The organism is Rhodospirillaceae bacterium, from assembly GCA_028819475.1.
In the GTDB taxonomy this organism is placed as follows: domain Bacteria; phylum Pseudomonadota; class Alphaproteobacteria; order Bin65; family Bin65; genus Bin65.
In genome coordinates, this window is the sequence record JAPPLJ010000049.1 from 1 (window position 1) to 14,491 (window position 14,491).

8 protein-coding genes are annotated in these 14,491 nt (G+C 68.5%); all 8 read left to right on the forward strand.

Annotation, left to right across the window (positions count from 1 at the left end):
* The first annotated feature begins 338 nt into the window (after positions 1-338).
* The 8 genes from OXM58_14420 (at position 339) to tnpB (ending at position 14,453) form a co-directional block, all read left to right on the forward strand.
* Positions 339-1,268: a DUF2493 domain-containing protein gene (locus tag OXM58_14420; GenBank protein MDE0149563.1), complete on the forward strand. Its 930-nt coding sequence runs from the start codon at positions 339-341 to the stop codon at positions 1,266-1,268.
* Between the two features lie 988 nt (positions 1,269-2,256).
* Entirely contained in the window at positions 2,257-2,580 is a 324-nt protein-coding gene (locus OXM58_14425; GenBank protein ID MDE0149564.1) for a hypothetical protein, read from the forward strand.
* Positions 2,581-3,196: 616 nt separating this feature from the next.
* Positions 3,197-3,967 carry a hypothetical protein gene (locus OXM58_14430; protein ID MDE0149565.1) on the forward strand — a complete coding sequence of 257 codons (771 nt, stop codon included), beginning with the start codon at positions 3,197-3,199 and terminating at the stop codon, positions 3,965-3,967.
* A 218-nt stretch (positions 3,968-4,185) separates the two neighbouring features.
* A complete protein-coding gene (locus OXM58_14435; GenBank protein ID MDE0149566.1) occupies positions 4,186-6,726 on the forward strand; it encodes a calcium-binding protein in 2,541 nt (846 codons plus the stop codon).
* A gap of 373 nt (positions 6,727-7,099) precedes the next feature.
* Complete coding sequence (locus OXM58_14440; GenBank protein MDE0149567.1) at positions 7,100-13,516, forward strand: hypothetical protein; 6,417 nt, start codon at positions 7,100-7,102, stop codon at positions 13,514-13,516.
* A 57-nt stretch (positions 13,517-13,573) separates the two neighbouring features.
* Entirely contained in the window at positions 13,574-13,771 is a 198-nt protein-coding gene (locus OXM58_14445) for a hypothetical protein (protein ID MDE0149568.1), read from the forward strand.
* A 44-nt stretch (positions 13,772-13,815) separates the two neighbouring features.
* Entirely contained in the window at positions 13,816-14,241 is a 426-nt protein-coding gene (locus OXM58_14450) for a transposase (protein MDE0149569.1), read from the forward strand.
* Positions 14,238-14,453 (forward strand): IS66 family insertion sequence element accessory protein TnpB, encoded by a 216-nt coding sequence (gene tnpB / locus OXM58_14455; GenBank protein MDE0149570.1) that lies wholly within the window; start codon positions 14,238-14,240, stop codon positions 14,451-14,453. Before OXM58_14450 ends, tnpB begins: the two co-directional genes overlap by 4 nt.
* Positions 14,454-14,491 lie beyond the last annotated feature (38 nt).

A 14,491-nucleotide genomic window follows, 5' to 3' on the forward strand; every position in this document is an offset into this window, starting at 1 on the left:
CTCTAGGGCGGGCCGTGAAAGTCGCCGACCGTGAAGTTGGGCTTGCGCGAACTCACAAACCGCCTCGCCTGTGGCGCGGCGTCCGCAAGCGGCCGCCGCATCGGCCCGGCGCTCCCAGCCCTGAAGCAGGCCTACTCGAAACGCGGCCAACCACCGCGACCCCGCGCCGGGCCTCCCCAAGCCGCAAGACGCCCAACTTCCGCACCATCGGCGACTTTCCGCACCAACCCCGCCCAAGAGTTTCTAAGGCCAGGTGCTTCCGCTGCGCGCGCGGCTCCCAACAGGACATCACGACGGGGATCGGCCCCGGACGTGCAACCGATCGTAAGGAGATCGTCATGACCGTCATCGAGAACATCCACACCATCGAGACCGACGCGCAGTCCGCAACCGCGACCATCTGCGACAACGCGGCGCTGTTCGGCGCCACCCCCGAGCGTGGCGAGTTCGACCCCCGCGAAGTCTGGGACCGCGACGACGCGACCGACGCGCTGGGCGAGGCGTTCCGCATCATCGCCGAGGGCGTCGCGCCCGACGGCTTCCAGATCGCCGACGAGCGCGAGCACCTGCTCTGGGGCATCGTCAACGCCTTCGACGCACAGGTGCGCCGCCTCGACCGCGGCGTCGACAAGCTCACCCCCGAGATGCGCGGCCTGCAATCGGCGCAGGACGGCTCCGAGGTCAAGTCCCGCGAGCTGGAGCTGGTGACGGACAGGGCGCGCAACCTCGGCGACCGCCGCGACGCCTTCGAGATCATGCGCGACGCCGTGGCCGAGCAGTACCGCGCCGCCACCGGCGAAACCTGGCGCCCACGGCACGGTTCGAACGTCTCGCAGACCGGCGCGCTGACCTCGGCCAGCATCGACGCCCGCGACTTCATGCGGGCGAGGAAGGACCGCGCGACCACGGCACACCTGCCGCAGGGCACCCTGGTCGCCATCGCCGGCGGCAAGGACGTGGCCGACCCGGCCGCGGTGACCGCGCACCTCGACAAGGCGAAGGCGAAGTACGCCGACATCATCCTGGCGCACGGCGGCGGCCCCGGCGTCGAGCGCATCGCCGCCCGCTGGGCCGAGCGCAACGGCGTCCACCAGGTGGTCTGCAAGCCCGATTGGCAGCGCCACGGACGCGCCGCACCGTTCCGCCGCAACGAGGAACTCCTCAACCTCCTGCCCAAGGGCGTGATCGCGTTCCCCGGCAGCGGCATCACCGAGAACCTCGTCGAACGCGCACGCCAGCTCGGCATACCGGTGATGCGAGCCGCCTAGGCCGCAGCGCATCGCGGGCCGCGTCGTCATCCCCGGCAACGGGCGGTGGCGGCGTGGCCCGTTGATCTTCGCACGCTCGGTGATGCTGCGGCAGCGGCGTCCTCGCGCGCGCTTCGCGCCGCGCTCGCGATCCGGCTCGCGCTCGCAGGCTCGCGCATCGCCGTTGGCCAACGCGATCGTCTCGACGAATGCCATGATCGACATCGAGACCGTTCCACTCGCCGCCTCGCTGCGCTCGGCGTGCAGCTTGCCCCGGACCACGATCCGGGGGCTCCGCCGGCGCAAGCGCGCGGCTCGCCGATGCGACCGCCGATGCCGTTGCACGCTGCCGGCCGCACGATCCCCGGCACTCGCGGCGAGACTCGTGACGATGCTCCCTTCCGAGCCGGCGTCACTTCGCCCGCCACTTCGCTCTACGCTTCGTCCATGCGTCGTGTCGTCACCGCCGGCGCTCAATCGCCGCGGCGGCTCCGAACCGCCACGCTCGCCGGCGAAGATTCCCCCATCGCTCATGCCGCACGGATTGGCCGTTCCTACCGCTGGAGCGGTCTGGGTTCCACACCCGACGCACCGATAGTGCAGGGCTCGCAAAGGCTGCGAAGACCTGCGCCAGGCTGCGACCGGGTACGATTCCTCGCAGGTGATGGTAGCTCTCGCATGCCGGGAAAAGCCGTCACGAATCGCGACCAGGGAGCAACACGTCGTCACACGCTTTTTACGGTTGGCTATCAATGGGTTGGAACCGTCGCTGCGGAGCCCAACACGGACCGTGTTCCCACCGGTGTAGGCAATCCCCTGCCTGGTCGCGTTCTGTGACAGGCCCCGTCGCCCGCCCGGCCTTCCGCGCCGATGTGCAGCGCCCGCCGAACGGTCTCGCCGCGAGCAGGAACGCGGTAGAGTCTCGCCCGAAACGGCCTCGTCTCCTGCGGGAGTCGCCACGAAAGAGGCTTCTTTGCGTCAGAAAACCGAACGGAATCGAGACCCAGCCATGACCGAAACGACCGACCGAGCACTGAGCCGGCGCATCCGCGTGCTCCCCGAGCAGTGGGAGCGGTTCGAAAACGCCGCCAGGGGAACCCGGCGCACGACGAACGAGCTCGTGATCGACCTCGCCCTGGAGGCGCTCGACAGGCGCGAATGGCCCCGCACAGAGGCGGAAATCCATCTCCTGCGCTCGACGATGTTCACCGCGCAGGCGATCGTCCGGGACATGGAGAAGGCCGGGCGCCAAGACGAGATCGAGGCCATCAGCCGCACCATCTCCGAAGTCGCGCCGGAATTGCCCGTCAGGCCTCCACAAAATATTGGGTGAATCGGCGGCCGAGGACCGAAAACCCGAATAAACGCTGAGCGCCAACACGACGGCCTCACCCGCGCCGAGCCCGCGGCCGGAGTGCCCCCGGTTCACCCCGATGTAACGCCCGCAGGATGGCTGGCGCCTCCGGGGACACCGTGACCGCTCAACAAATGGTATCGGCGTCGCGCGGTGCCCGCGTTCGCCGGAGTTCGGGACGGGCGCGCGCTGAGCGGCAAGACGACCGTGTAAGCATGCTCACGACAATCCCGACCGGTCCGCCTGCGGACCGAACGGCCCATGGCGATGCTCGGCGCAAGGCCGGAACTGCGAGCCGCATCGACGAACACCGCCCCGTCTTTCGGCGACCACTGCCCGTACGAGGCACCGCGGCTCCTCGGACAACGCCCGTGACCCAAGGCAGGATGCGGGACGACGGACACCGAGGCGGCAGCGTGCGATCGCGGGCAGCCAGCAGGGCGCGGCACACCAATCGTCGCGATGCGACGATTCTTCCGAGAATTCCGTGTACTTCGTGCTATTCTTTCCTCGCTCGTGAACAAGCGGGTGAGAGTCATGATGTTGACTCGCTCCGTGCCAGTTGCTCTACCATCGCCCCATGGACAGGGGCACGATGGACATCCGGATCACGCACGCCCTGCCCGAGGCGGAACCCGGGTCGGGGCCGGTGACGGTCGGCTGGCTTCTGAACGTCGCCCAGGGTGCCGTGATCTACGGCGAGCCCGCCCGGGTGCGCTCGGGCGAGATGAGCCGCACCCATGCGAAGTCGGCCTCGCGCTGCCCGGCGATCCTCAACCTGGAGAGCCGCCATGTCGAGGTGCCGTGCCCGTTCGACCTGCATCTCGGCTTCGTGCGCGACAAGGAAGGCCGTCCGGGCTTGCGCAACCTCCTCGGCCCGGCCTCGCCGGTGCGCTCGAACAAGCTCGCCGACCTGATGCACATGGTGAACGAGGCGGAGTGGCGCCATCCGGACCGCCCGACGCTCCAGATGCGCCTGCCCTACGTGTTCGTCGCCGACGAGCCGGTCTATCTCTCGCAGGTCGCGCCCTTCATGCACTACCGCGCGGAACCCTGGCCCGGGACGCTGTTCGGGGGACGGTTCCCGATCGACGTCTGGCCGCGTCCGCTGATGTGGGCGTTCGAGTGGCACGACACGGAGAAGGAGCTGCGCCTCGTGCGGGGCGAGCCGCTGTTCTACTGCCAGTTCGAGACGCTGCCGCCGGACCGGCCGTTCCGGCTGGTGGAGGCGGAGCGCACGCCGGAGCTCGACGCCTATCTCGAACACATCTCGGGCGTGGTCAACTACGTCAACCAGACCTTCGCCCTGTTCCGCACCGCCGGAGAGCGACGGCCAGAGACGCTGGTCGTGCCGAGAAAGCGGTGACTGCCGAGAATGAGGGGATATCTTTAGCGACTCAGTGGTTCCGTGGATCCACGAAGCAACCGTGCTGCCCGGCCGCCCAGCACGGCGACACGAAATGTGCGTCCGGCCTTCCGGCCGCAGAATGGCGCCCCGGCTCTCCTCCCGACGACTCGTTTGATCCTCCACGACATGCGCGAAGGCGGGTTGCGCTGTTCTGCCGACATACCAGGGGGTAACCCATGAGCGAAAACGGCATCACCTTCACCGGCGATAACGGCGACGACACGAAACGTGGCACGAAGAACAACGACACCCTCCATGGCAAGGGCGGCGACGACACGCTCCATGGCTTGGGTGGCAATGACGAGATCTACGGCGGTCTTGGGGGCGACACGCTCTATGGCGGCCCCGGGGTTGACACACTGAGCGGCGGCGGCGGCGAGGACACGCTCTACGGCGGTGCTGACGGCGATACGCTCTATGGCGGAGACGACGACGATGCGCTTTATGGCGGCATCGGGAAAGACACGCTCATTGGCGACGACGGCGATGACGAGCTCTATGGCCTTGGAGGCGATGACCACATTTATGGCGGTGCGGGCGACGACCTTCTCCGTGGCGCTGGCGAGAACGACGAGCTCTTTGGTGGCACGGGCAATGACGAGATCGACGGCGGTAGTGGAAGCGACACGCTGCGTGGCGGCGCCGACAATGATGTGATTCGCGGCGGCACCGGGAACGATTTCCTCTATGGCGGCGAAGGCGATGACGAACTCTATGGCTACGCAGGCGAGGATTTCATCGATGGCGGTGCGGGCGACGACCTTCTCCGCGGCGCTGGCGAGAAAGATGTGCTCTTTGGCAACGCCGGAAACGACAAGATCGATGGTGGTGGCGGAAACGACGCGGTCGATGGTGGCGCCGACGACGATGTTCTCCGTGGCGGCGCCGGGAATGACACGCTGTACGGCAACGAAGGCAACGACGAGATTTATGGCGGCGCCGACAACGATTTCATATACGGCGACATCGGGAATGACACGCTTGACGGCGGCTCCGGCGCGGACACCTTCGGCTATGACAGCAGGACATTCGGCGCTGACAGGATCAAGGATTTCAAGATCGGGACGGACAAGCTGAACTTCGACGAGTCCGGCCTGTCGCTCGCCGATTTGGAGATCACAGAGAACAGCAAGGGCGATGCGGTCGTGAAGTTGAAGGGCTCCGCCAGAGACACGGTGATCACAGATGACAAGATCGTTCTGGATGGCGTGTCCCGAGCCGACCTCCTGAAAAACTTCAGGGACAACGTCACTGGGCTGGATGGGATCTACGGCACCCAGGGCGATGACGTGCTGACCGGCACCGAAGATGACGACAAGATATTCGGACTTGGTGGCAACGACACGATTTCAGGTATGGCGGGCAATGACGAAATTTACGGAGGCGACGGCGGCGACAACCTGTATGGCGGCGACGGCAAGGACGAGCTTTACGGCGGCGCCGGAAACGACAACCTTCGTGGCAATGGCGGGAACGACACGCTGACCGGCGGCGCCGGCGAGGACACTTTCGCCTATGACAGTGGGCTGTTCGGCAATGACGTCATCAAGGATTTCGAGGACGGCACGGATAAGTTGGACTTCACCGGTTCCGGTCTGTCGCTCGGCCACCTAGAGTTCACGGAGAACTCGGACGGCACGGTCGTGAAAGTCAATAAGACAGGCTCCACGATTACCCTGGAGGGCGTGACGGGATTGCCCCAGTCCGAAGTCTCGTCCTGGATCGATGGTCTCGTTCCCCCTCCTCCCTTTGATCCTCCGAAGAACGAAATCCGCGGCGACGACAACGACAATAAGCTCACCGGCACGGCGGATGCTGACTGCATTTACGGCGCCGCCGGCAACGACCGGATTTCCGGAAATGGCGGCGATGACGTGCTTTACGGCGGTACGGGCGCAGACAGCTTCCGGTACGGCAGCAAGACGTTTGGCAATGACATCATCAAGGATTTCGATGCCGGTGAGGATGGAGACATCTTGGACTTTGCGGGTGCCGGCCTGGACTATGACGACCTAGAGCTGACCTTCAACGACGACGGCTACGTGACCCTGACGGTCAAGGGAGAGGGATCCACGATCGTCCTGGAGAATGTCGGGGCGATGCAGTCGATCAATATCGCGGGCGTGAGCGGCCCGGATCCTGCCATACACGCTCTCGGCACCGATGAAGCCGACACGATGATTGGCGGGAATGGCCTCAATCGGTACTCCGGCCGCGACGGAGACGACATCATCCACGGTCAGGGGTTCCACGATGTCCTTTACGGCGACGACGGCGACGACTGGCTCTATGGCGGTGGCGCTGTCGACTTGCTTGATGGGGGTGCTGGAAACGATCATCTGTACGGTGGCAGCAATATCGGTGTCGGCAAAGCCGGCGCCAATGCGATCCCCGCCGATTTCCTGTTTGGCGGCTCCGGGGACGACTTCCTGTATGGCGGTGCCGGGGATGACAGTTTGACCGGCGGCAAGGGCGCGGACCGCTTCGCGTACGACGACAAGGCGTTCGGCGATGACGTCATCACCGATTTCAAGGACGGCACGGATCTCTTGTATTTCACAGGCCAGGGGCTGGCCTTCAGCGATCTCACGATCGGGGAAAACGCCGACGGCGATGCGGTAGTGACGGCCAAGAAGGAAGGCGTGACCCTGGGAACGATTACACTGGAGGATGTGGCACCGTCGGATCTGACTGCGGTGGACTTCCTGTTCGCCTGACGGGCACGTTTCCATGTCGATCACGTTTTCGCCACCCTACCGGCTCTCGTCCTGCCGCTGCTCTTGCCAATGCCCGCCTTGCACGGATGCCGTGTGCCCGTCCATGGCGGCAGTGTGCGCCGGGAGCCAAGGGCGGCGCGTGCGGCGGGTCGAGCGCGAAAGAATGGAGGGTCCGGAGCCCACGCGGAAAGCGGTGCGCGCGGTCCTTCTGGCGGCTCTCGCCGCGATGTGCCTGATCCTCCCGCCGGCGAAGGAAGCTGGAGCCCATTCATACGCAAGGTCGACCCCATGGGTTGCTTCGGGCGTCATCACACCTTCCGATTCCTCCGCCTGCACGGTCCAAGCGGCCAGCCAGCCCCGGGGGAGCCGGCCCATGAACGAGAATGGGCCCTACGCCTTCGCGCGATCGGTCAATGCCTGGCTCTTCGACGCCAGTTGCGACGGCGGGACCAACAATTTCGATATCCAGGTTCATGCGGACTTCAATGAGGCGGAAGCGGCGAAAGCGGCCGAAAAATACGGCAAGGCTGTCGGCCGCCTGCCGAAGGTGCTGCGGACCGGAATGCGGGGGACAACCGGGATTCGTACAGTCTCCATACACAAGGGAAGTCATTCGTGGTTTGGGGACCGGCTATTTGGCGAGATCTGCATCTATACGGAAATTGGATGGGAGCCGTATCACGAGGAAGCGCTGGTCCACGAGGCAGCGCATAATTCGCTGGATAATCAGGTCATATCGGATCCCAAATGGAAGGCGGCGCAGAAGGCCGACGCGGCGTATATCTCGACCTATGCGAAGAGCAATCCCCAGCGGGAGGACGTGGCGGAGTCTTTCCTGGCGTATTTTGCCGCCCGGTATGTGCCGTCGAGGATAAGCCGGACCTGGGAAAAGAAGATCTTCAGCACGATCCCGAACCGGATCGCCTATTTCGACACGCTGCTGTCCGCCAATGACATGAAGCCCTTCACCCGGACCTCGCCGCGCGTGGCGGGGCTCGTGGTCGATGAAAGCAGACTGAAGGTGGATGCCGGCGGCACGGCCACCTACGACCTCCGGCTCCCGGCGCCGCCCGACGCGAACGTGACTGTCACCCCCGCCAGCAGCGTTGAGAAGGTCGCGACGGTGAGCGGGCCGCTCACCTTCAAGACCGGCAATTGGCATGTTCCGCAGACCGTGACGGTGACGGGCGCCGGCGGGGGCCAGGCGTCCATCTCGCACACGACCGCATCGTCGGACGGCGACTACAACCTCGGCGACGCGACGCTGCCCGCCTTGTTCGTGACGGTGGCGGGCAATCCGGTATCGCTGTCGGTGAGTGGCAACGGCGCCGTTGCCGAGGGCGGCTCGGCGCTGACGGTCACGGCAGCGCTGAAGCGGGCGAACGCGACGGGCGCGGCGCTCGCCATCCCGGTGCGGGTGCGTGCGGCCGGCACGACTGCGGCGACTGGCGACTACAGTTTTGCCGACACGATTTCCATTCCCGACGGCGCCGGCAGCGGCACGGCGGATTTTACGGTCGTCGACGACAGCGAAGACGAGCCCGGCGAGACGGTGGTCATTGAGCTGGGCAGCCCGCTGCCTGCGGGTTTCTCGGCGGGCGCGGCGGACCATGTGACGATCGCGATTACCGACAACGATGCGACGGCGGTGACGCTGATGGTGCCGGACGCGAGCGCTTCGGAGGGGGATGCGAGCGACACGGCCTCCATCGCATTGACGCTCAATCGTGGCCTTGTGGCTGGCGAGAGCCTTGCGGTGCCGCTTGCATTCGCCGGGGGCGCGTTGGGGACGGATTTCACGCTGTCGGCGCCGAGTTCGCCTCCGGCGGGGGTGAGCCTCTCGGGAAGCACGGTGACGTTTGCCGGGCCTGTGTCCGGGACGGGCGCCGCGTCGTTCACGCTGACGCTCGGCGTCGCGGCGGACGCGCTCGCGTCGGACCGGACGGTGACGGTGTCGATACCGTCGTCGTCGACGGGGACCGGAGCGAAGCTGACGGCGACGGGCCTTGACGGCGGGGCGGAGGGGGCGCGCACCGGCGACGGTCGGATTACGCTGAAGGACTCGGCCCCGGACGAGCCGGTCGTGACGGTCTCGGCCGGGATTGCGGTGACCGAGGGCGGCGACGCCACCTTCACCCTGACGGCGACCCCGGCGCCTGCGGCGGACCTTCCGGTGAGCGTCACGGTGGCGACGGACGGTGATTACGGCGTGACCGCCGGCACGCGGACCGTGACGGTCCCGACGACGGGTAGCGCGACGCTGACGCTGGCGACGGCGGGCGACGAGGCGGACGAGCCGGACGGCTCGGTGACGGTGACGGTGACCGACGGCGACGGCTACAAGGTCGGCTCCCCCGCATCGGACACCGTCGCCATCGGCGACGACGACCTGCCGCCGCCCGTGGTGACGATTGCGGCGGGCGCATCGGTGACCGAGGGCGGCGACGCGGTGTTCACGCTGACAGCCAACCCGGCACCTGCGGCGGACTTGGCGGTGACAGTAACCATCGGGACCGACGGCGACTTCGGTATCGCCGCCGGCGAGCGCACGGTGACCATTCCCACGGCGGGCAGCGCCACGCTGACGCTGGCGACGACGGGCGACAGTGCGGACGAGCCGGACGGCTCGGTCACCGTGACGGTCAAGGACGGCGACGGCTACACGGTGGGGGCCGCCGCCTCGGACAGCGTGACCGTGCGCGACGACGACGACACCACGCCGGACTGGACCGATTACCAGACGGTCGTGAGCTACCTCGTCGAGGTGCGGGACAATCCGAAGAACACGGCCGTGAAAGGCAATCCCGTGCATATCGCCAAGTGGAACCGGGTGCTGGAGGCGGTCGGGCACGACACGGGGACGGGCGTCGCGCCCATGGCGGCGTCCGTCATTCATGCGAACGCGGCGCAGTGGCCGGACAGTCCCTTCAAGGCGGCCTCGGTGTATCTGAAGTCGAAGGAGCAGGACCCGGACGAGCCGGCGGTGACGGTCTCGGCGGGCACGAGCCCGGTGACCGAGGGCGGCAGCGCGACCTTCACGCTGACGGCGACCCCGCCCCCGGCATCGGCGCTCGCGGTGACTGTGACGGTGGCGACCGACGGCGCATACGGCATCACCGCCGGCCCGCAGACCGTCACCATCCCGACGACCGGCAGCGCGACGCTGACGTTGCCGACGACCGATGACGGCGCGGACGAGCCGGACGGCTCGGTGACGGTGACGGTGACCGACGGCCACGGTTACACGGTGGGGTCCGCCGCCTCGGGGACGGTCGCCATCCAGGACGATGACGCGCCGGCAACGACACCGGACTGGACCGATTATCAAGCGGTCGTGAATTACCTCATCGAGGTGCGGGACAATCCGAAGAACACGGCCGTGAAGGGCAATCCCGTGCATATCGCCAAGTGGAACCGGGTGCTGGAGGCGCTCGGGCACGACACGGGGACGGGCCTCGCGCCCATGGCGGCGTCCGAGATTCATGCGAACGCGGCGCAGTGGCCGGACAGTCCTTTCAAGGCGGCCTCGGTGTACCTGAAGTCGCAGGAGCCGGCGGTGACGGTCTCGGCGGGCACGAGCCCGGTGACCGAGGGCGGCGATGCGGTGTTCACGCTGACGGCGACCCCGCCGCCCGCGGCGGACCTGCCGGTGAGCGTGACGGTGGCGACCGACGGCGCCTGGGGCGTGACCGCCGGCCCGCGGACCGTCACCATCCCGACGTCGGGCAGCGCCACGCTGACGCTGGCGACGACCGGCGACAATACGGACGAGCCGGACGGCTCGGTGACCGTGACGGTGACCGACGGAGACGGCTACACGGTCGGCTCCCCCGCATCGGGAAGCGTGACCGTACGGGACGACGACGAGCCGCCGCCCGACACGCCGGCGGTGACGCTGTCGGCAGGGAGCGCAGTGACCGAAGGCGGCAGCGCGACCTTCACGCTCACGGCGAGCCCGGCACCGGCGGCGGACCTGGCCGTCAGCGTGACGGTGGCGGCAACCGGCGCATACGGCATCGCCGCCGGCCCGCAGACGGTGACCATCCCCACGACCGGCATCGTCACGCTGACGCTCGCGACGACCGACGACACCACGAACGAGCCGGACGGCTCGGTGACCGTGACGGTGACGGACGGCAGCGGCTACACGGTGGGCGACCCCGCATCGGACACCGTCGCCATCCGCGACGACGACGTGCCGGTGGTGACGGTCTCGGCCGGGAGCGCGGTGACCGAGGGCGGCAATGCGAGCTTCACGCTGACGGCCAATCCCGTCCCGGCCGCGTCACTTGCGGTGAGCGTGACGGTGGCGGCCGCCGGCGAGTACGGCGTGACCGCCGGGAAGCGGACGGTCACCCTCCCCACGACGGGCAGCACCACGCTGACGCTGACGACGACCGACGATGCTGCGGATGAGCCCGACGGCTCGGTGAGCGTGACGGTCGAGGACGGCGAGGGCTACACGGTCGGCGCCTCCGCCTCGGGCACCATCACCCTCCGCGACGACGATGAGCCGCCGCCGGTGGTGACCATCGCGGCCAAGGCGGCCTCGGTGACCGAGGGCGGCGATGCCACATTCACGCTGACCGCCGACCGCGCCTCTGCTTCGGCCTTGACGGTCGAGCTCGCGGTCTCCGAGACCGGGGCCGGCGACCATGTGGCGGCGGCGGACGAGGGTCCGGCCACGGTCACGATTCCGAAAGACGCGACGGAGGCGACGTTCTCCGTCGCCACGGTGAACGACGCCACGGACGAGCCGGACAGCTCGGCGAGCGTGGCCGTGCAGCCCGGCGCGGGCTACACGGTGGGCGCGCCCGCCTCGGCGTCGGTCGAGGTGACCGACGACGACGCGCCTTCGGCGGCGCCTGCGCTGTCGGTGGGCGACTCGACGGCGAAGGAGGGCGCCCGCTTCCCGGTGATGCCGTTCACGGTGCGGCTCACTCCGCCCGCGCCGGGGCCGGTGCGGGTGCATGTCTCGACGCGGCCGTCGGCGCCGGTGTCGGCCGAGCCGGGGCGGGACTACGCGCCGGGCAGCTCCGCCCTGACGTTCCGGGCGGGGGAGACGGAGAAGCAGGTGTGGATTCTGATTTACGACGACAGCCACGACGAGGGGGCGGAGACGTTCGAGGTGGTGCTGTCGAACGCGCAGGGCGCGACCATCGGTGACGGGGTGGCGGTGGGGACCATCGTGAACGACGACCCGATGCCGGCGGCGTGGCTCGCGCGGTTCGGGCGCACCGTCGCCGAGCAGGCTCTGGACGGGATTGCGCACCGCATGGCGGCGCCGCGCACGCCGGGCATGCAGGGCACGCTCGCCGGGCTGGCGCTCGGCTTCGGCGCGCCCGCCGGCGGCCACGCCGGACCGGACGATGCGGCCGCGGGGGCTTCGGTTCTCGACGGGACCGGCGCGCTCGCGCTGGCGGATGTGGCGCAGGCGTTCGGCGGAGATTCGGGACGGCCCGGTCTGGACGGCATCGACGGCGGTTTCGGTCATGACGCGGCCGGCTTCGGCAACGGCTTCGGTGAGACGCGGACCCTGACCGCGCGCGAGGCGCTGCTCGGGTCGAGCTTCACGCTGACGGGCGAGGCGGACTCGTCGGGCGGCACCGCCGCGTTCTGGGGCCGGGCGGCGCAGGGGCGCTTCGACGGGCGCGAGGGGACCTTCTCGCTCGACGGCGCGGTCACCACCGGCATGCTGGGGGCGGACTATGCCAGGGGCAGATGGCTGATCGGCCTTGCGCTGGCGCAGAGCGACGGCGAGGGCGACTACCGCGACACGGACATCGCGGCCCGCGCCGCCTCGCAGGACTGCCCGCCCGAGGCGGCCGAACTGTGCCGGGGCGCGGTGCGGGAGGGCGACGGCAAGGTGGAGGCGTCGCTGACGGCGGCGGTCCCCTACGCGGCCTTCCAGGCATCGGAGCGCCTGAAGCTCTGGGGCGCGGCCGGCTACGGCACGGGCGAGGTGACGCTGAAGACCGAACTGGGCGGCCGCTACAAGGCGGACACGAGCTGGTCCATGGCGGCGGCGGGGATGCGGGGCGACCTGCTCCAAGCCCCGCAGGAAGGCTCCGGCCCGGCGCTGGCGGTGACCTCGGACGCGCTGTGGACGCGGACCTCCTCGGAGAAGACCCGCGACCTCGCGGCGTCGGACTCCGACGTGACCCGGCTCAGGGTCGGCCTGGAGGGCAGCTACCATGTTGCGCTGGAGGATGGGGCAAGCCTCGTGCCGAAGCTCGAAGTGGGCGCGCGCCATGACGGCGGCGACGCGGAGACCGGCTTCGGGGTCGAGCTCGGCGGCGGGATCGCGTGGACCGACCCGGGCATGGGCCTCATCCTCGACCTGTCGGGCCGCACGCTGATTGCGCACGGCAACGACGACCTGAAGGACCGGGGCTTCTCGGCGGCGCTGGCCTACGATCCGGCCCCGGCGACGCAGCGGGGCGCGTCGCTGTCCTTGCGCCAGGACTGGGGCGGGCCGGCCAGCGGCGGTCTCGACGCGCTGTTCGCGCCCGATCCGCTCGACGACCGCACCGGCGGCGGCGAGGCGACCACGCACTGGGCAGTGGAGGCCGCCTACGGCTTACCGGCCTTTGGCGGGCGCTGGACCGGCAGCCCGCATGCGGAGCTAGGGCTTGCGACCGGCGCGCGCGACTACAGCCTCGGCTGGCGGCTCGCGCCGGAGGCGGCGAACGCGCCCGATCTCTCCTTCAGGGTGAGGGCGACCCGCCGAGAGAGCCACACCGCCGCCCCCGAGCACACGCTTGGCTTGGAGATCAGAGCGGCGTGGTAAACTTATTTCATTGCCAATCGTACGCACGCGCTGATCGGGAGTTGGCGGCTCGGCTTCGTGCGCGACGAGGAGGGCAAGCCGCGCCTGCGCAACCTTCTGGGTGCGGCCTCGCCGGTGCGCTCGAACAAGCTCGCCGACCTGATGCACATGGTGAACGAGGCGGAGTGGCGCCATCCGGACCGCCCGACGCTCCAGATGCGCCTGCCCTACGTGTTCGTCGGTAAGCGCCGCGCCGTCACCCTCGTTGTAGCGTGAGATTTTCGTGGTCATCTGGACCCCGTCAACGACGGAGGTGACAGATGACAGACACATTGCATGAGCGAGTGACGGAGGACGCCACCGACGCTTCGGTCGCGGTCGCGACGGGCGCGAACGGCGCGCGGGTCTGGCCGGAAGCGGTGAAGGCGCGGATCGTCTCGGAGACGTTCGAGGAGGGAGCGACGGTGGCGGGGGTTGCCCGGCGCCACGGCCTCTCGCGAACGCAGTTGAGCGGCTGGCGGCGCATGGCGCGGGACGGGCTGCTCGGCCCGGTCGCCGGCGCGGGCGACGATCCGTTCGGCCTGGTCCCGGTGACGGTGTCGGTCGCTGCCGAGCGGAACGGCGCGGCCTCGGTGCCCGCGGACGGTATCGCGATCGAGATCGCCGACCTCCGGGTGGTGGTGCCGCCGGACTTCGACGCGGGGCACCTGTCGCGTATCCTGGTCTGCGTTCGGGCCGCGCCATGATTCTGACCGGGGAGAAGATCCGGGTCTGGCTGGCGACCCGCCCCGTCGACTTCCGAAAGGGACATGACGGACTGTCTGCGGTGGTGCAGACGGTGCTGGGGCACGACCCCTATAGCGGCGCGGTCTTCGCCTTCCGCTCCAAGCGGGGCGACAGAATGAAGATCCTGGTCTGGGACCGCACCGGGCTGGTGATGGTGTCGACGATCACCTAAAACCGCGCATATTTGATCATTTGCGCGGGTGAGCCCGT

Bases quoted from the DNA above. Each gene is read 5' to 3' on its own strand.
- OXM58_14435 (MDE0149566.1), top strand. From the start codon at position 4,186: ATGAGCGAAAACGGCATCACCTTCACCGGCGATAACGGCGACGACACG.
- OXM58_14430 (MDE0149565.1), top strand. From the start codon at position 3,197: ATGGACATCCGGATCACGCACGCCCTGCCCGAGGCGGAACCCGGGTCG.
- OXM58_14420 (MDE0149563.1), top strand. From the start codon at position 339: ATGACCGTCATCGAGAACATCCACACCATCGAGACCGACGCGCAGTCC.
- OXM58_14440 (MDE0149567.1), top strand. From the start codon at position 7,100: ATGAACGAGAATGGGCCCTACGCCTTCGCGCGATCGGTCAATGCCTGG.
- OXM58_14425 (MDE0149564.1), top strand. From the start codon at position 2,257: ATGACCGAAACGACCGACCGAGCACTGAGCCGGCGCATCCGCGTGCTC.
- tnpB (MDE0149570.1), top strand. From the start codon at position 14,238: ATGATTCTGACCGGGGAGAAGATCCGGGTCTGGCTGGCGACCCGCCCC.
- OXM58_14450 (MDE0149569.1), top strand. From the start codon at position 13,816: ATGACAGACACATTGCATGAGCGAGTGACGGAGGACGCCACCGACGCT.